Consider the following 18,868-nt stretch of genomic DNA (forward strand, 5'->3'; position numbering starts at 1 on the left):
CCATTAACAATAAAACAGGAGAGGTAATAATTACCACTCCCAGACAGGAAAAGAAAGTTACTATTGATTTTAGCGAAACTGATAAGCAAGCGCAGGAACAGGAAGAACTATTGACTTTTGCAATGCACGGAGGTGGCAAGATTGCAACACGTCAGCTATTTGATAAGCTCCATATTACCGTTCACGTATACCATGACCGAGTAGAGGTGAGAGGGTTAATACCAGTCGGGAATATCAATATTAGTTCGTTTCAATTCCTAATAGGTAGGCTAAAAACGAAAATACCCATTTTGCGGGCAGAATGTATACTTTTATGTTTCAATTCCTAATAGGTAGGCTAAAAACATATACTGTATATATTCAATATACACACTATTTTCTTAGTTTCAATTCCTAATAGGTAGGCTAAAAACCGAAGAAGCTCAACTAAAAAACCCGCCAGCAACGGGTTTCAATTCCTAATAGGTAGGCTAAAAACTGAAACTGCCGGAAGACTTTTCGGCAGATGAACAATGATGTTTCAATTCCTAATAGGTAGGCTAAAAACTCAATGAATGGCTTAGGTACGGCAAAACAGGCAGCAAGGTTTCAATTCCTAATAGGTAGGCTAAAAACTTTGAAGAGCTAGGAGAAATGACATTTGGCGAGTTTGGTTTCAATTCCTAATAGGTAGGCTAAAAACGGCGGCGTATAGGGCGGCCGCACGGTGGGAACGTGGTTTCAATTCCTAATAGGTAGGCTAAAAACCTGCATCTGGTAACCTGTCTCGTTTGATTGACTTCCGTTTCAATTCCTAATAGGTAGGCTAAAAACAAATGCTATCTATGCGGTGGTAAAATGCACCGAGAGAGAAGTTTCAATTCCTAATAGGTAGGCTAAAAACAGGGATATAAACCTTCAAAATCAAGAACGCAAAGAAAGTTTCAATTCCTAATAGGTAGGCTAAAAACTTACTAACGGGGTAAGCGCCCTGGCTGGCATGTTCAGGTTTCAATTCCTAATAGGTAGGCTAAAAACAGGGTAAAGCCAGAAGTTACTACAGCAGCGTTAACCTGTTTCAATTCCTAATAGGTAGGCTAAAAACCCGTAAAATTCCACAAAAATTAAAGATCGGCAGAGAAAAATCATATATCGAATTTAAGTAATATCATTCGATGAAATTTTAAAAAATCCTCCTTTTGCGGCGCAAATTTTGATTGTGAGTCTTTTTTGCCTTTGTCGTCGACCCCCGGGGTTTTTTGCACTACTGAGGGTCGACGACAAGTTTATTCATCACATGGAATAAAATACCGTAACAAAGCTATCCTTCGGCGCGCATAACATTAATCTATCAACTTGAGTGCCAGCTGCAGGCCGCAAAAGAATATAAAAACTTCGGCGCACATAACATTAACGCGCATAACATTAATCTATCAGCTCATCCAGGTTTATTTTTTCGCCGGATTTTATGCCCTGAACGATCATGCGGCTCAATGGGGTTTCAATTTCCTGCTGGATGAGCCTCTTCAGTGGCCTTGCCCCATAGGAAGGGTCATATCCTTTTTCGGAAAGATGATTTAAAGTCCTGTCGGACCAGGTAAGTTCCAAGCCGGCAAAATCCTTTACCCTTTGGGCGAATTTCTCGAGAAGCATTTGGGAGATTTGTTTCATATGAGATTTATCCAGCGGATGAAATACTATGATTTCATCCACCCGGTTTAAAAACTCGGGTTTGAATTGACGCCTCAGGAGATTTAGTACTCGTTCTTTAACCATGGAAAAATCTTGGCCGCCTTCTGACTGAAATTCCAGGATTTCCTGGCTTCCCAGGTTGGAGGTCATGATGATGACGGTATTCTTAAAGTCCACGGTTCGCCCCTTGCCGTCGGTGAGCCTGCCGTCGTCGAGAATCTGCAGCAAAACGTTGAACACATCGCTGTGAGCTTTTTCTATTTCATCCAGAAGAATGACCGAATAGGGATGGCTCCTGACCGCCTCAGTCAGCTGGCCGCCCTCCTCGTAACCCACATATCCGGGGGGCGCTCCTATGAGCCTTGAAACCGAATGCTTTTCCATATACTCGGACATATCGATCCTTATGATGTTGCGCTCATCGTCGAACAGGGCTTCTGCAAGAGATTTGGCCAGTTCTGTTTTGCCCACTCCCGTGGGCCCGAGAAAGATAAAGCTACCCACCGGCCTTTCAGGGTCTTTTATGCCGGCCCGGGCGCGGAGCACGGCGTCGGCCACGGCTTTAACAGCCTCTTCCTGGCCCACCACCCGCCTGTGGAGGATATCCTCCAGATGCAGCAGCTTTTGTTTTTCTCCTTCCATAATGCGGTTCAGAGGAATACCGGTCCACTGGCTTACAACCCGGGCTATTTCTTCTTCATCCACCTCTTCTTTCAGGAGAGCGTCTTTTGCATGTTCCTTCATCATGGCATTTTCTTCCTCGCTCAACCTTCTTTCCAGTTCGTTCAACCTGCCGAATTTCAGTTCCGCCACTTTGTTCAAATCGTATTCCCGTTCGGCTCTTTCAATCTGGATTTTAACTTCATCAATCTGTTTTTTAAGGTCGTGAATCCTGGTAATCCGGTCTTTTTCCTGTTTCCAGCGTTCTTTCATGCTGTCGGCTTTGACGTTTAACCGGGCAAGCTGGTTTTTAATTTTTTCAAGCCGTTCCATAGACTGGGGGTCATTTTCCTTCTTTAAGGCCGCTTCCTCTATCTGGAGCTGGGTAATTTTTCGCAGGATTTCATCCAGTTCCGCAGGCATGCTGTCTATTTCCGTCCGGAGGCGCGCCGCCGCTTCATCCATCAGGTCTATAGCCTTGTCCGGCAGGAATCTATCAGGGATGTATCTGTCGGAAAGCACCGCAGCGGCGATGATGGCGCTGTCTTTGATTCTGACCCCGTGATAAACCTCGTATTTTTCTTTAATACCCCTCAGTATGGAAATGGTGTCTTCCACAGAAGGCGGCTCCACCAGCACCGGCTGGAAACGGCGCTCCAGAGCCTTGTCTTTTTCGATGTATTTTCGATATTCCTCTATGGTGGTGGCCCCTATGGCCCGGAGTTCACCCCGGGCCAGCATGGGCTTCAGGAGATTGCCGGCGTCCAGCGCACCCTCCGCAGCGCCGGCTCCCACTACGGTGTGAAGCTCGTCGATGAACAATATGATCCGGCCGTCGGAGTTCTGGACTTCTTTCAACACAGCTTTCAGCCTTTCCTCGAATTCTCCCCTGAACTTGGCGCCGGCGATGAGGGCCCCCATGTCCAGCGCTATTATTTTCTTATCCTTCAAACCCTCGGGCACATCTTTGGATACTATGCGCCGGGCCAGACCCTCCACGATGGCCGTCTTCCCCACTCCGGCCTCGCCGATGATAACAGGATTGTTCTTGGTGCGCCTGGAAAGAATTTCAATGACTCTTCTTATTTCTTCATCCCGGCCGATGACCGGGTCCAGCTTTCCCTCCCGGGCGAGCCTTGTTAAGTCTCTGCCGTACCGGTTGAGGGCGTCGTAAGTGGCCTCGGGGTTTTCGCTGGTGACCTGCTGGCTGCCCCGGATCTTTTTCAAAGCGTCGAGAATCCTGTTTCGGTCCAGCCCAAAATTTTTGAAAACATCTTTTATGTCTCCGTCTCCCTCTTCCAGAAGAGATAAGAGAAGGTGCTCCACACTGACGTATTCGTCCTTCATCTGGGCTGCTTCTTTTTCCGCGCGGACCAACACCCGTAAAAGGCCTGAGCTCATGGCCATAGGTCCGTCGTATCCGAGGACGGAAGGAATGCGCCTTACAATATCTTCCGCCGAGGTTTTGAACCTCTCATAATTTACACCGGCCAGAGTCAGAAGCCGGGGGATGAAGCCGTCCTCCTGGCTGAGCAGGGAAAGAAGAAGATGGCGGGGCGTCACCTCCTGGTGATGGCGCTCTACAGCCAGCTTCTGAGCCTCCGCCAGGGCTTCGGCGGATTTTTGCGTTAATTTGTTTATATTCAACTTCCACACCTCTTTTATAAAGTATTTTCACGACATATTAAAACTAAAATACAAATGAGTTTTCATTACTGGTTGTTCTTTGTTAAGCAGGCGGCAGTTTTATATAGCAAAGCTTATTTTAAAAACGCTTAATATTATGATATTACAAAGGTCAGGAAAGGTCAATAAAAACCGCCTCTTTAAATTTTTTATACCTGATTGACGGGTCTTGGAGGGGTGTGGGAATCAAATGAATGCCGGAACAAAAAATTTTATTTTGCAACAAACGGGTATTCTTCATACTTGAAAACTTCCTCTAGAAATGGCATTATGTCATTAGTAGTTGTATTATGTGGTTAGTAGTCGTTATGACGACCCCTTTGCTTTTTTAAGATATACCAAATCAATATAAAATAGAATGAGATTGAGAGGGAGAGGTAGGAAAAGCAGAATTGGCTATAAAGTTTTTTAAATTGAAGAAACATAACCTCCATGATTTTTATTACGGTTTCAAACAGGGAATTCCGATTGCTCTGGGTTATATTCCGGTTTCTTTTACATTCGGGCTTATGGCGGTCGGCGGGGGCATACCTGTATGGATGGCGATTTTTATTTCGCTATCAAACCTCACCTCTGCGGGGCAGTTTGCCGGAACAAAGCTGATTATTGCTGATGCGCCTCTTCTGGAGATTGCTTTAACCACGTTTGTGATTAATATCAGGTATATGCTTATGTCATTATCCCTTTCCCAGAGAATAACCTCTAAAATGCCAATCGTCAAAAGGTGCGTTATGGCCTTTGGCATTACGGATGAGACTTTTACTGTAGCTTCTCTTGAGAAAAGGGAGATTACATTTGCTTATATGATGGGGCTTATTACCTGCCCTTACTGGGGCTGGGGACTGGGCACCGCATTGGGGGCGTTGACGTCTTCCATACTGCCGCAAAGGTTGCAAAGTTCTATGGGTATCGCATTATATGCCATGTTTATCGCACTGATCGTCCCGGCTGCAAAAAAATCAAAAGCGGCTCTGACGGTTTCTGCAATTGCAATCAGCATAAGCTCATTTTTTACATGGATGCCGTATATGGCCGAAGTTTCAGAAGGATGGAGCATTATAATCGCCACAATCGTCGCATCGTGCGCGGGTGCGCTGCTTTTTCCGGTGGAGGAAGATGAATATGAATATGAATATGAATAAAATTTTGACGGCGGTACTTCTAATGGCTGTTGTAACATATATACCGAGGGTGCTTCCCGTAGCGATTTTTAAGAATAAGCTGAGATCAAGGTTTATCCGTTCTTTCCTGTATTATGTGCCGTTTGCTGTGCTTGGGGCCATGACTTTCCCGGGTATTTTGTATTCCACCGGGCATTTATCCTCTTCGGTTATTGGCATGGCAGCTGCGCTTATTCTGGCTTATTTTGAAAAGGGACTGATGAAAGTGGCCATAGGAGCCATTTTGGCGGTGTACCTGTGGCAACTGTGGTTATAGAAAGCGGAGCTGAAACATAGATAAAAGATGCGAAAACCGGGCGCTTCTGTTTCTGATGCGGTTCAGGATGGGGTCGGCTCTGAAAATGTCGTTCCGGTTCATGGCTTCTTTCACTTCTCTATAAAGATTTCGTCTTCATAGTAGCCGGATTGCCGTTAAAGCCGAAGCCTCCCGCATTACCCTCCATGATCATGCGGTAGGCTTCGTTTATTTTCCGCATTTTCTGTTCCGCCGGGTGCCTCAAAGGATTATCGGCCTGGTCGGGGCAGCTTATAAAAAAATCGCTTCAAAAAAATTTTTCTTTTTCTGCAGGAATTTATGAAAAAATGTAGAATAGAAATACTAAAAAGAGTTAAAAATTAACTACTATAAAAGTATAGGAGGTGAAAAATTACCACGTTGAATATTTTTACTGAAATAAGGACTAAATACAATATTCTGTCTCCAACGCAGAAAAAAATTGCAGATGTAATATTGAATAACAGTGACAAGGTTATTTTGATGTCCATAAGTGACCTGGCAGAAAGGTGCGGCACGAGCGAGACTACAATAATGAGGTTTTTAAGAAAACTTGGTTTTGATTCATATCAGGTCTTTCGTGTGAAGGTGGCGCAGGACATATCGGATAAAACCCCTCAGGCTATTTATGAAGACATTTCGCCGGATGATTCTACCGAACAGGTAAAGCAGAAAGTAGTACAATCTACTATAGATTCTATAAAAGACCTTAACAGGATGCTGGACAACAACTCAATAAAGAGGATAATAGACCTGTTTATGAAATCAGACAGAATATTTTTCTTTGGTGTAGGAGCGTCCAGTGCTATAGCCCTGGATGCGTTCCACAAATTTTCGAGATTGGGTTTAAAGGCATCTTTTTGCAGCGATTCCCACATCATGAGCATACTGAGTGCCCATACCGCAACCACCGACCTTATGGTTGCCGTTTCGCATTCGGGAGAGAGCAGAGAGATTCTTGACGCGGTAAAACTTGCCAGGGCGAATGGAACTAAGGTTGTGGCCATCACCAGTTATCCCAATTCCACCCTGACCAGGCTTTCCGATGAAGTATTACTAAGTTCCACAAATGAGACCAGATACCGCTCTGATGCTATGGTTTCTAGGATAATACAGCTCGTCATCATAGACATACTGTATGTCGCTCTGGTTTTGAAGCTGGGGCCGGAAGCCATAGATAAGGTGAATAAATCAAGACTGGCTGTTGCAGAGAAAAAGGTATAAAAAGTATGCGGGAGGGATTAATATTATGACATTGAAAGTTAAAGCACTATTAATTGGCGATGCCATGATTCCGGGTGGAGATTTTGAAGCGGCGGCAAAAAAACACCTTTCAGAGTATATAGAAGAAGTTCTGGTGGGCGACTGGGAAGATAACTGGGATGAGCTTCAAAGAAGGCGGTTAATTGTAGAAAAAAACGGCCCCGAGGTTGAAGAAGTGGTGCCGCTGATAAAAGAGAGGGGCCGCGATGTGTCTATGCTGTTTGGACTATTCGTGCCCATTTCAAAAGAGGCCTTTGACTGCATGCCGAAGCTGAAGATCGTAGGCGTTTCCCGTGCGGGGCTTGAAAATGTTAACATTCAGGAAGCCACAAAACGCGGGGTACTGGTGTTCAACGTGGAGGGGAGAAACGCCGAGGCGGTTTCGGATTTTGCCATAGGCATGATGCTTGCCGAATGCAGAAACATTGCCAGGGCGCATTACTCCATAAAGAGCGGGAAATGGCGTAAAGAATTTTCCAACTCCAACTGGATACCTGAACTTAAGGGGAAAACCGTGGGGATTGTAGGGTTCGGATATATCGGCCGACTGGTTGCTCGTAAGCTTTCGGGATTTGAGGTTGAAAGGCTGGTTTACGATCCCCATGTAAAAAGAGAAGAGATCATTGAAAGCGGCTGTACTCCGGTTGACAAAGAAACCCTGTTTAGCAAGAGCGACTTTATTACACTTCATGCCCGCTTGACCGAAGACAGCAAAAATCTGGTTGGAGAAAGGGAAATATCTCTTATGAAGTCTACGGCCTATATCATAAATACCGCCCGGGCGGGTCTCATTGACCAGAATGCGCTTTTAAACGCATTGAAATCAAAGAAGATTGCCGGCGCAGCGCTTGATGTATTCTGGGAAGAGCCCATCCCCGAAAACAGCGAACTGCTTGCACTGGACAATGTCACTCTTACAAGCCACCTGGCGGGCACAACCAAAGAAGCCCTCACAAGGTCTCCTGAACTTTTAATGGAAGATGTCAGGAAATTTTTGAAAGGCCGGGAGGCCAGGTTCATAGTCAACCCCGAAGTCCTCCGGAATGAAGATTTTAAAAAGTGGTTGGAAGAGGTAAGAAAATGCTCGTAAATCTGAAACCGGTTCTAACTGAAGCAAAAATGAATAAATATGCCGTGGGGGCATTTAACGTTTACAATTATGAGACGATAAAAGGAGTTGTGGAATCCGTCAGGGAACTGAAGATACCGGCTGTTATTGCTTTTGGGGAACGTTATATAGAGAACATGCAATTCAAAGAGGTTTTTGCATTGGTAGACACAATGATAAAAGACTTGGAGATCCCCGTGGTACTGCATCTTGATCACTGTAAATCCTTTGAAAATATTATTAGGGCAATCAGAGCGGGATTTACGTCGGTTATGTTTGACGGTTCAGAATTGCCCTTTGAAGAGAATGTTAAAAGGACTGAAAAAATAGTTGCTGTTGCCCGTGCGGCAGGCGTCAGTGTTGAGGCGGAACTGGGTTCCATTGCAGCGGGAAGGGGCTCCAGCGAAGAAGGATATCGGGAGATTTACACCGATCCGGCACAAGCGGAAGAGTTTGTAGAAAGCACCGGCGTAGACGCATTAGCCGTATCTATCGGAACGGTTCATGGCATTTATAAAGGAGAACCCAGAATAAATATGGATGTTTTAAAAGAAGTCGCATCAAGGGTGGATATTCCGCTGGTTCTGCACGGAGGCTCCGGAACTCCCGAGGGTATCATAAAAGAATGCATAAAAAACGGTATCTGCAAGATAAATGTGAATACCGAAATATCGCTTTATACACTGAAGAAGATAAAGGAGATGCTTGCCGACGAAGGCGATTGTCATCTTTCCCGCGTTTCATTAAAAGAAGTGGAGTACATAAAGGATGTGGTGAAAAAATATATGCTGCTTTTTTACAACGCATAGCGGCTGTGGCGCTTTAATCCCGGGTTCTAAAAATCCGGGACTTGCCTTAATAATTCTGAAAATAAAGGGAGGTGCAAAATCCAAGTATAGTTTAATTAATAAATATTGTCAAAAAAATAACATTATGAGGGAGGGGTTTGAATGGTCACCGGTCCAGTGCTGCTTGTGATATTTTCTATCGCTATAATATTTGTGCTTGTATCCATTATAAAATTTCGACTCAATCCATTTTTGGCTTTACTTTTAACGGCTTTGCTTACAGCATTCCTTACAGGAATGCCGATCGCCAAAATACCGTCTGTTATGGCCGAAGGTTTCGGTTCTACACTTAAAGGGATCGGCATAGTAATAGGGCTCGGCATAATTCTAGGGCATATTTTAGCTGAGGCGGGAGCTACCGAACAAATTGCCAACAGCCTGTTAAGAGTAGTCGGTGTGAAAAATTCTCCTCTGGCGATAAATATTACGGGCTTTCTTGTTTCCATCCCCGTCTTTTTTGATGCTGCTTTTGTGATTTTGATATCGCTGATTAAACAGATTTCGAAAAAGACAGAAACATCTTTAATAACTTTTGTTACCGCTCTGGCGGTGGGCCTGATAGTAACCCATGCTGTGGTCATACCGACTCCCGGCCCTGTTACGGTAGCCAGCAATATGGGAGTAAATATGGGTATATTTACACTGTATGCCATTATAGTATCTATACCTGCGTCACTTGTGGGCGGCTGGCTATACGGTCTTTACCTGGGCAAAAAGTATCCATATGTAAAAGAAGAGGTCGAACAGGAACTTGCATATCAAGATGAAGGTGCTGTAAAGAATATGAAAAGACCGTCCGGGGCCCTTTCGCTGTTTGTCCTTTTGCTGCCTATAATCATGATTCTTCTGGGCACGATCATGTCAATTGCTCTTCCTAAAGATTCCGCTGCATCGGCTTTCTTTTCGTTCATTGGCGATAAGAACATAGCGCTTTTAATTGGAGTTTTTGTAGGAATTTTTGCCATGAAACCGTATTTGACCGAGCCTTTGGAAAACATAATAGCAAAAGCCGCGGCATCGGCGGGCATGATATTGCTGATCACCGGCGCAGGAGGATCGCTTGGTAATATTATAAACAACAGTGGCATTGGAAAGTACATTGTGGATACATTATCAAATATGCATATTTCAGTAATATTCCTTGCCTTCATATTGAGTCAGGTATTGAGGGCGGCGCAGGGCTCCACCACAGTAGCGCTGGTTACAACATCTTCTATCCTGGGACCGATAGTTGGGCAGCTGGGTGTTTCACCTGTGCTGGTAGGGCTTGCAATCTGTAGCGGCGGAATAGGTTTGTCTCTGCCAAATGACTCGGGATTCTGGGTTGTAAACAGGTTTTCCAATTTCGATGTTAAAAAGACTATGCAGTCATGGACCATAGGGGGTACTATCGCCGGTATCGTGGGATTTATAATGGTCCTGTTACTCAGCCTCCTATCGGGTGTTCTACCGGGGCTTTCTTAAATTGAAATTGAATAAGATGAAAGTATAAAAAAATAAAAATTTAAGGATAAAGCCTGACATCGGAACGGAAAGCTTTTGATGTCAGGCTGAATGTATGTCTTGACGTATCGTTTAATAACACTGGGGGAGGACCATAATATGGACTATATTCTTGCTGTTGATGTCGGAACATCGAGCCTGAGATCCATAGTTTACGACCTCCGGGGGAAGGTTATCTGCATGGCTCAGAAGGAATACCACTCCGAGTTCAAAATACCTTCGTATGTAGAACAGGACCCACGCACCTGGAAAGAGGCTTTAATCATTACCCTGAAAAATGTTTCGGACTTTATAAGACAAAGAAAAATAAAGATTTCCGCCATTTCAGTTACATCACAGAGGGCTTCCGTAATACCGGTAAATGACAGATGCGAGCCCCTGGACAATGCAATAATGTGGCAGGATAAGCGCAGTTTTGATAAGTGCGGTAAAATACAAAGCATGTTGGGTGAGGAAAAGGTATACCGAAAGACCGGCCTTCGTATTGACCCATATTTTTCTTTGCCGAAGATGCTGTGGTTAAAAGAGGAAAGGCCCGACATATTTAATAAGGCTTATAAATTATTGGGTGTCCAGGATTTTATAATTTACCAATTAACAAATCTCTTTGTGACCGACTGGACCCAGGGTTCCAGAACTATGCTGATGAATATAGAGAATTTCAGTTGGGATGAGGAAATATTAAAAGAAACCGGGATAAAAAGTTCAATTTTATGTGAACTGGTTCCTCCGGGAAGCACGGCTGGATATTTGACGGGGGAAATGGCAGGCTTAACCGGTCTTACGGGGGGCGTTCCCGTGATAATATCGGGTGGAGACCAGCAGTGTGCAGCTGTGGCGCTGAATATTCTGCAGCCGGGTCATGCTGAAGCAAATACGGGTACCGGTTCATTTATCATTGCTTATTCGGAAAAACCCGTTTTTGATAGAAAGCGCAGAACTTTATGCAGCGCGGCTGCCGTTCCCGGAAAGTGGGTTTGCGAAGCGGGAATGTTTACGACTGGTGCGATATACAGGTGGTTTAAGGAGCAGTTTTTCGGTGCTGAAAACAAAGATAAAGATCTTTATACCATGCTGAACGAAGAAATTAGAGATACCCCTTTAGGCTCCGGCGGAGTATTAATACTGCCGCATTTTGAAGGTAGTGCGGCACCTTACTGGAATCCCCTGGCGAAAGGCGTAATTTTTAATCTTACTCTGGGCACAAAAAGAGCGGATATAGCAAGAGCGATTCTCGAAGGCATTTGCCTGGAACTGGCGGATAATCTGTCGATTATAGAGGAAAATGTAGGAAGCATTGATGAAATAAGTGTGGCGGGAGGGCTGACAAGGTTTGATTTATTTAATCAGATGCAGGCCGATGCTTTTAATAAGCCCGTGATAAAGTATCAGAACGATGAGGCGTCTTCTTTGGGAGCTTCAATTGTTGCCGCGGTTTCACTGGGATGCTATAAAAACTATGATGAGGCCTTTAAAAATATGTCGCAAAATATTCAGCTGATTTTTGAGCCGGAACCGGACAACACCTTAAAGTTCAAAGAATTGGTTAGAAGAAAGAACCTTTTATATGAGGCGTTAAATAAAAACGGCATATACGATGTATTTAAAAATAATGTCTAAAACTGCGAAACGGTGCAAATTAAAAGTGCGGGCCGGGTCGAAGCTTATGTATTTGATGCAAAAATTCAGCACGGCCGAAATTTGTTAACGCCGAACCTGGGCGTTGAAGAAGATGTGAGAGGATTTTCGAAATGGTTCGCGAATATAGATAAATTGAGCGTCGGCATTCTTTCTGATAAACACATGTACAAACGGGGAAGTGAAATTATGTCTGATGAAAACAACATGGACGTTTCCTGCTACTTGAGGGAATACCGTTTCAGCGACAACGCGAGCCTGTTTGAAGACGAACCCTCCGGCACCAGGGTGGAATATGTCTCCATAAGCGGTCGGGATATACCGAGATACATCAACGAATACTGGACGTCCAGGCAGAGGCAGGCTTCTTCAATACACGAGATTTCATACAGGGCGTGTTTCAAACCGCAGCTGCCCCGTTTTTTTATAAACCTGCTGACCCGGGAGGGGGATACGGTTTACGACCCCTTCAGCGGCAGGGGCACCACGGTGATTGAGGCGGGGCTTATGGGCAGGCAAATCATCGCCAATGATATAAACCCTTTGAGTGAAATCCTGTCAAGGCCGAGGTTTTTTATACCTGACCTCGAACAGGTGGAAAAAAGGCTCTACGAAATACCCATCGACAGAAACGCCAGGGCCGAAATAGACCTTTCTATGTTTTACCATCCGGAGACCGAAGCGGAAATTGTTTCTTTAAGGAATTATCTTCTGGAGAGGAGAGACAGCCGCCTGGAGGACGCCATAGACGGCTGGATACGCATGGTGGCCACAAACCGGCTCACCGGCCATTCCCCGGGTTTTTTTTCGGTCTATACTCTGCCGCCCAATCAGGCGGTGAGCCCCGAAAGGCAGATAAAGATTAATGAGAAGCGCAACCAGAAGCCGGAATACAGGGATACCCGCAGCATTATCATGAAAAAGTCCGCCTCCCTTCTCAGAAATCTAACCGGTCGGCAAAAGCAAAACCTCCACCGGGCCGGCAAAACCGCTTTATTCCTGTGCAACGACGCAAGGCACACTCCGGAAATACGGAGCGAATCGGTTCGGCTTACGGTGACATCGCCGCCTTTTCTGGATGTGGTGCAGTATTCCCGGGACAACTGGTTGAGGTGCTGGTTTAATTCCATCGACGCCGATGAAATATCCGGCAAGATAACCATGTCGAAAACCGTTGAAGAGTGGTCGGTCGTGATGGGGGAAGTCTTTCGGGAGCTTTTCAGGATAACAAAAAAAGGGGGGTGGGTGGCCTTTGAAGTGGGGGAGGTGAAGGGGGGCTCCGTTATGCTTGATGAATACGTGGTTCCCCTGGGGCTGGCGGCGGGCTTTGACTGCGAGGGGATACTCGTAAATCTTCAGGAGTTCACCAAGACGTCCAATATATGGGGAATCGACAACAACACTCACGGCACCAACACCAACCGGATTGTATTATTTAAAAAGCATTAGTGAGTGAAGACCGGTGTGCTTGTAAATATCGCCGCCCCCCTGTGGCCGGCTGACCATTGCCTGCGGCCAGACGTAAATGGCCTGCGGCGGCAGGGCGGCCGGTCTCGGGCGCCTGCTGCACCGGCATTGGGGCCGGTGGTTGGACCTCTTCGGTGGCAAAGCCCCGGGGCCGGTGACGGCCATGCGGATTTTGACCGCCCCATGGTTTCTGCCGGTCCCCGGCGTGCTGCTTCGCCGGCAGGGGCAGTATCTTTTCGGCCACCACCGTCCTGTGGCCGTCGTCGCTTAAGTCCGTCCATCCGTCGACGATGACGGGGGCGCCGGAGGAGAGATACGGCCCGGAGTGCCGAAGCACCCGGGGGAACACCACCACTTCCACCGCACCGCTCAGGTCTTCCAGGCGCACGAACATCATGCGGCCGCCGCTGCAGGTGCGGCCCCGGCGGGGGTCCAGCAGGATTCCGGCAAGGCGCACCCTTTTCTTGCGGCTGATTTCCCCCACCCGGGCGGCGGTATGGGTTCGGATCCGCGCGGCTTCACGCTCCCAGAGTTCCATGGGGTGGGCGGTGATGTAATGGCCCAGGGATTGAAGCTCCTGTTTTACCTTCTGGTCGGGGGAAAAGTCCGGCAAAAACACATCTTTTGCCAGGATTTCCGCGGGGAATTCCTCCGGCAAAAGGCTCAGCTGATCCGGGCTTTCGGCCTTTGACTCCACCAGGGCCGATTTTAACGCAAGAAGCAGGGCGGGGCGGGGGATGCCGAAAGCGTCGAAAGCGCCGGCCAGAATCAGTGACTCTATGGCCTTGCTGTTTACGACCCGCCTGTCCACCCGCCTGCAGAAATTGAAAAAACCCGTAAATGGGCCGCTCTTCCTGACCCTGAGGATTTCCTCGATGCCGCGGGCACCCAGATTTTTCACCAGGGCAAAGCCCGTCCTTATAGCGCCGCTTTTTTCTTCGCCCTTATTAAAATCCGGTAATTTTTCCTGCAAATTCCCGGATTTTATCGGTCCGGGTTCCTCGGGGGTAAATCCCACCCCGCTCCTGTTGATGTCGGGCAGGAGGAGTTTTATACCCCGCCGCCGTGCCTCGGCAAGATAAAGTTGCAGGCGTGAAGGCGTGTCCATGTACAGGCTGAGCAGGGCCGAAAAATACTCCAGGGGGAAATGCTCTTTTAGATAGACGGTCCTGTAAGCCGTAATGGCGTAGGATACGCTGTGGGACTTATTGAACCCGTAATCCCCGAAGGCCTCCAGTGTGGAAAAAATCTCTTCGGCCGTTTTTTCATCGATGCCCCGCTCCCGGGCTCCCCGGATAAAGCGGGGTTTTTGAGCTTCTATGTCTTCCCTCTTCTTTTTTGCAATGGCCCTCCGCAGCAGGTCCGCCTCCCCCAGGGTGTATCCCGCCACGGCATGAGCGGCCTGCATAAGCTGCTCCTGGTAGAGGAAAACCCCGTAGGTGTCCGAAAGTACCGGTTCGAGGCAGGGGTGGGGGTAGGATACCTCTTTTTTTCCGTGACGGCGGGCGATGAATTCCTCAGCCATGCCGCTCTGCAGGGGGCCGGGCCGGTAAAGGGCCAGCACCGCCGACAGGTCTTCAATGCTCTGGGGGCGCACTTTTTTTAGCATGTTTCTCATGCCGGTGCTTTCCAGCTGGAAGGTGGAGGTGGTGTCCCCCCGGGCCAGGGCCTCGAAAGTGGCCCGGTCGTCCAGTGGGATGTCCTCCGGCCTCATGTCGATGCCGTACCGGGATTTGATGAGCTTCAGGGTGTCGCCTATCACCGTCAGGAACCGGAGGCCCAGGAGGTCTATCTTCACAAGGCCCAGGTCTTCCAGCATTTCCATGTCCGCCTGGGTGATTATTTCCTCTCCGGAGGCCCGCTGGAGGGGGACATATTCGGTAAGGGGCCTTTTGGCAATGACCACCCCCGCCGAGTGCTGGGTCATGTGCCGCGGGAGACCCTGGAGCTTCCGGGCCATTTCGAAGGCTCTGCCGACCTCTTGATCACGCCGGATTAAGGCCGCAAGGCTCGGGTTTTGTTCTTCCGCCTCTTCCAGGCTTATGTGGGAATAGGGTATGAGTGAACACATCCTGTCTATTTTTTCATAAGACAGCTTCAGAGCCCTTCCCGTATCCCGGAGCACCGCCCGGGCCTGGAGGGTGGAGAAGGCCCCGGCGTGGGCGATGCGCTCCCTGCCGAACCGCTCCCTGATATATTCCAGCACCTCCCGCCGGCCCCGGTGGCACAGGTCCACGTCTATGTCCGGGGGGCTCACCCTTTCAGGGTTCAAAAACCTCTCAAAGATGAGGCCGTATTTAAGCGGGTCCACATCGGTGATGCCCAGACAGTAACCCACCATGCTGCCGGCGGCGGACCCCCGCCCCACTCCCACGGGGATGCCCTTTCGCCTGGCGAAATCCACTATATCTTTGACTATGAGGAAGTAACCCGGAAAGCCGGTGTTTTTGATCACCGAAAGCTCATAGCCAAGGCGCTCCTGGACGGCGGATGGCAGGGGCCGCCCGTAGCGCCTTTCGGCCCCTTCCATGGCCAATTTCTCCAGGAAGCTTGCCGCGTCGTGGCCCGGGGGTACCGGGATTTCCGGCAGGTGGACACCGCCCAGGTCCAGTTGCACATTGCAGCGGTCGGCTATAAGGCCGGTATTAAAGAGAGCCCGGGGTGCTTCGGAGAAGAGTTTTTCCATCTCCGCGGGGCTTTTCAGGTAATGCTCGCTGCCGCCCATGGAAATGGCCTCCCCCAGCACCGAAAGGGTTTGGACCGACAGCAGCACCCGGTGGAGGGCGGCGTCTTTCGGTTCCAGATAATGGACGTCGTTGGTGGCCGCCAGGCCCACATTAAGGTCGGCGGCGATGGAACTCGCCCAGAAATTGACCTTTTTTTCTTCCGGGAGGCGGTGGTCCTGAATCTCCAGAAAAAAGTTGTCCTTTCCGAAGATTTCGGCGTACTCCCCCGCGGCTCGGCCGGCGCTTTCAATGTCTCCGCTCAATATGAGGCTTGCCACCTCACCCTTGATGCACCCGCTCAGGGCTATGAGCCCGCGGCTGTGGGATGAAAGCAGGTCTTTGTCCACCCTGGGGCGGAAGTGAAAGCCATCCAAATGGGAAGCCGTCACCAGCTGGAGGAGATTATTATAACCCTCCCGGTTTTCCGCCAGCAGTACCAGGTGCCAGGGGGCTTCCCTGCCTTCCTTTCTGCGCCGGTCTTCCACCACATAGACCTCGCAGCCGATGATAGGCTTTATACCCGCTTCCGTGCAGAGTTTGTAAAAAGGTACCACGCCCCGGAGACCCCCGTGGTCCGTCAGGGCCAGGGCCTTCATGCCGAGCTCCGCCGCCCGGTCCACCAGCTGCGGCAGGCGGCACAGGCCGTCCAGGAGGCTGTATTCGGAGTGGACGTGAAGATGGCAGAAGGACATGAAAATCACCCCATGCCGAACTTATGTTCGCGATTATATATTATATAGCACAATATTCATTTTTAGAAGTGGAAACTTCAGGACATTGAGAATCCGGATTAGATGAAAAAAATTCGCCTGCATAAATTGGGTAAACGCCTTTAACGATGAGTCCCACGGATGTATAATATAAATGTCCGGTATATGTAAATCACGGAAGCCGTAATCACGGGTCTCCACCCCGGCGCCGGAATGTTTCTTAAGGCCCGGATCCAGCATGTGAATTTACGGAGGTGAAACCGTGGATATAGATACGCCCATTGACAGACCAATTCCTCCGAAAAAGGATTGCGCCCGCTACAAGATGCACAAATACTGGGCCGGCAAGCCATGGTATGTGGTGTCGGAATACATAAGGCATTTCTCCCGGGAAGGTGAGATAGTTCTGGACCCTTTTTGCGGCGGCGGGGTGGTGGGATGCGAAGCCCTCATAAATAGGAGAAAGGCCGTCATCAGCGATTTAAACCCGGTGGCGGTGTTTATAGCGAAAAACACCTGCCGTTCGCCCGTGGATCTTGAAAAATTTCAGGAAGAGTTTGAAAGGATAAGGGCGGGAGTGAAGGATGAAATTGTTGACATGTACATGCTGGAAGGGCGGTGCCCGGTATGCGGGCGAGGGCTGGTGGCAAAGCATGTGGTCAGGGGGCCGTCGCTCGGAGGAGAATGGATTGTGGAAGCGCGCTGCATATCCGGTCACGGCAGAAACGGCCATATCCGGCGGCGCCTTACGCCCGGGGAAAAGGCCCGCATCAAGGTCATTGAGAGCAGAGAAATTCCGTACTGGTTTCCGGACAGAAAACTGCCCGACGGCCGGGAGATCATGAGGTTAAAAAATGCCGGGATGCGCGGCGTCCATGAGCTTTTTACCCGGCGAAATCTCATAGCTCTTTCCATGATTTACCATGAAATTCAGAAAATCGATGATGATACGATAAGAGACCTGATGCTTCTGGCCTTTTCCAACACGGTGCTTCACGCAAGCAAGTTAAAGAGCGAGAGCCTCAGGCCCATGTCGGCCAATTCTTATTACTGTATGGGGGACTGGATAGAGGAAAACGTATGGGAAAGGTTTGAAAACCGTGTATTGTGGCGCTGGGGGGTTCTCCAGGGCAAGAAGGAAACCAACCGCCTTATTGGCGATTATTTCAGGCCGGCCGGCGATTGTTCCGGCCTTCAGAAAGATCGGACTTTTCTCCTGCTCAACCGCCCGGCCCAGGACCTCTCGGAAATACCGTGTGAAAGCGTCGACTACTGCTTTACCGACCCTCCCTACGGGGGCAGTATTCAGTACTCCGAGCTCACCCTCCTCTGGCGGTCGTGGCTGAAAATGGGGGATGATTTCGCCGCTGACGAGATAACCATAAACGACTTCCAGGCCAAGAGCGAGGAGGACTTTGAAGAGATGCTGACCCGGGCCTTTCTGGAGATCTACAGGGTCTTAAAACCCGGGCGCTGGCTTTCGGTAACCTTTAACAACAGGGATCATAGAGTGTGGTGCGCCCTTTTAAACGCGTGCCGGGCGGCGGGTTTTGAAATGGTTAACATAGTGCCTCAAGAGCCCTTGGGTCGTTCCTTTGTCCAGTCATGGAGCGGCAACTCCCTGAAAAGGGACCTTATATTGAATTTCAGAAAGCCGGGAGGCAGACGGGCACCGCCATGGAGGAATCAGACCGCGGCGGCGGATGACGGCGGCAAAATTCCCCTGAAAGGCGGCAGCGGCGATGCTGTGCCCTGCGGGGAAAGCCTCCGGTGCCGGAGGGCTGCCGGGCCGCTGCCGGTGAAAGACATAATTTTAACGAGTGCCGGGGAGTATCTGTCGAAAAACGGCGACGCCACTTTGCCGGAACTTTTTGAGGCGGCCATCATGAAGTGGATAAACCTCACCTACGGCGGGGCCAATCCCGGCGGGGAGGGTACCTATTTTGACATGAATTTTGTCGACAGGTGCCTCTCGGAGACCCCCGGGTTCATTAGAAAGTTGGCCGGAAACGGCGTATGTTATTCGCTTTCCCAGCCCAAACGAAACAACGGGGCAGGCAGCTCCTAGAAAATGGCTGCCGCTCCCCCGGCGGAGGCCGAAGGGTTATAATGTAAGGATTAAAAACATAAATT

At 48.8% G+C, this 18,868-nt stretch carries 11 protein-coding genes and 1 CRISPR repeat array; of the genes, 9 read left to right on the plus strand and 2 right to left on the minus strand.

Annotated features, from left to right (window positions below; genetic code table 11):
* Positions 1-247: 247 nt before the first annotated feature.
* Positions 248-1,084: direct repeats of the CRISPR family, unit length 30 nt; unit sequence GTTTCAATTCCTAATAGGTAGGCTAAAAAC.
* Positions 1,085-1,404: 320 nt separating this feature from the next.
* A complete protein-coding gene (gene clpB, locus ACKX14_RS13290; RefSeq protein WP_422448430.1) occupies positions 1,405-3,978 on the minus strand; it encodes an ATP-dependent chaperone ClpB in 2,574 nt (857 codons plus the stop codon).
* Positions 3,979-4,409: 431 nt separating this feature from the next.
* Here clpB and ACKX14_RS13295 point away from each other — a divergent pair, with 431 nt between their 5' ends.
* The 8 genes from ACKX14_RS13295 (at position 4,410) to ACKX14_RS13330 (ending at position 13,281) form a co-directional block, all read left to right on the plus strand.
* A complete protein-coding gene (locus ACKX14_RS13295) occupies positions 4,410-5,159 on the plus strand; it encodes an AzlC family ABC transporter permease (RefSeq protein ID WP_422448432.1) in 750 nt (249 codons plus the stop codon).
* Positions 5,146-5,454, plus strand: a complete 309-nt coding sequence (locus tag ACKX14_RS13300) for an AzlD domain-containing protein (protein ID WP_422448462.1) — start codon at positions 5,146-5,148, stop codon at positions 5,452-5,454. The genes ACKX14_RS13295 and ACKX14_RS13300 overlap by 14 nt, the downstream gene beginning before the upstream one ends.
* 399 nt (positions 5,455-5,853) lie before the next feature.
* Positions 5,854-6,696 carry a MurR/RpiR family transcriptional regulator gene (locus tag ACKX14_RS13305; protein ID WP_479685979.1) on the plus strand — a complete coding sequence of 281 codons (843 nt, stop codon included), beginning with the start codon at positions 5,854-5,856 and terminating at the stop codon, positions 6,694-6,696.
* A gap of 25 nt (positions 6,697-6,721) precedes the next feature.
* Positions 6,722-7,825 carry a 2-hydroxyacid dehydrogenase gene (locus tag ACKX14_RS13310; RefSeq protein ID WP_422448434.1) on the plus strand — a complete coding sequence of 368 codons (1,104 nt, stop codon included), beginning with the start codon at positions 6,722-6,724 and terminating at the stop codon, positions 7,823-7,825.
* On the plus strand, positions 7,816-8,652 hold the full coding sequence (locus tag ACKX14_RS13315) for a class II fructose-bisphosphate aldolase (RefSeq protein WP_422448436.1): 837 nt from the start codon (positions 7,816-7,818) through the stop codon (positions 8,650-8,652). Before ACKX14_RS13310 ends, ACKX14_RS13315 begins: the two co-directional genes overlap by 10 nt.
* A gap of 141 nt (positions 8,653-8,793) precedes the next feature.
* Positions 8,794-10,155 (plus strand): GntP family permease, encoded by a 1,362-nt coding sequence (locus ACKX14_RS13320; protein ID WP_422448438.1) that lies wholly within the window; start codon positions 8,794-8,796, stop codon positions 10,153-10,155.
* A 138-nt stretch (positions 10,156-10,293) separates the two neighbouring features.
* Positions 10,294-11,814: an FGGY-family carbohydrate kinase gene (locus tag ACKX14_RS13325; RefSeq protein WP_422448440.1), complete on the plus strand. Its 1,521-nt coding sequence runs from the start codon at positions 10,294-10,296 to the stop codon at positions 11,812-11,814.
* 225 nt (positions 11,815-12,039) lie between these two features.
* Positions 12,040-13,281 (plus strand): DNA methyltransferase, encoded by a 1,242-nt coding sequence (locus tag ACKX14_RS13330; RefSeq protein WP_422448465.1) that lies wholly within the window; start codon positions 12,040-12,042, stop codon positions 13,279-13,281.
* Here the strand turns inward: ACKX14_RS13330 and dnaE are convergent.
* Positions 13,268-16,717, minus strand: coding sequence for a DNA polymerase III subunit alpha (gene dnaE, locus ACKX14_RS13335; protein ID WP_422448442.1), 3,450 nt, complete (start codon positions 16,715-16,717; stop codon positions 13,268-13,270). The genes ACKX14_RS13330 and dnaE overlap by 14 nt on opposite strands.
* Positions 16,718-16,997: 280 nt before the next feature.
* Between dnaE and ACKX14_RS13340 the strand changes: the two genes are divergently transcribed.
* Positions 16,998-18,803 (plus strand): DNA methyltransferase, encoded by a 1,806-nt coding sequence (locus tag ACKX14_RS13340; RefSeq protein WP_422448444.1) that lies wholly within the window; start codon positions 16,998-17,000, stop codon positions 18,801-18,803.
* The last annotated feature ends 65 nt before the right edge of the window (positions 18,804-18,868 follow it).

Origin of the sequence: Thermorhabdus hydrogeniformans, from assembly GCF_049310025.1 — a bacterium.
Taxonomy (GTDB): domain Bacteria; phylum Bacillota; class Thermosediminibacteria; order Thermosediminibacterales; family Tepidanaerobacteraceae; genus JBJYKD01.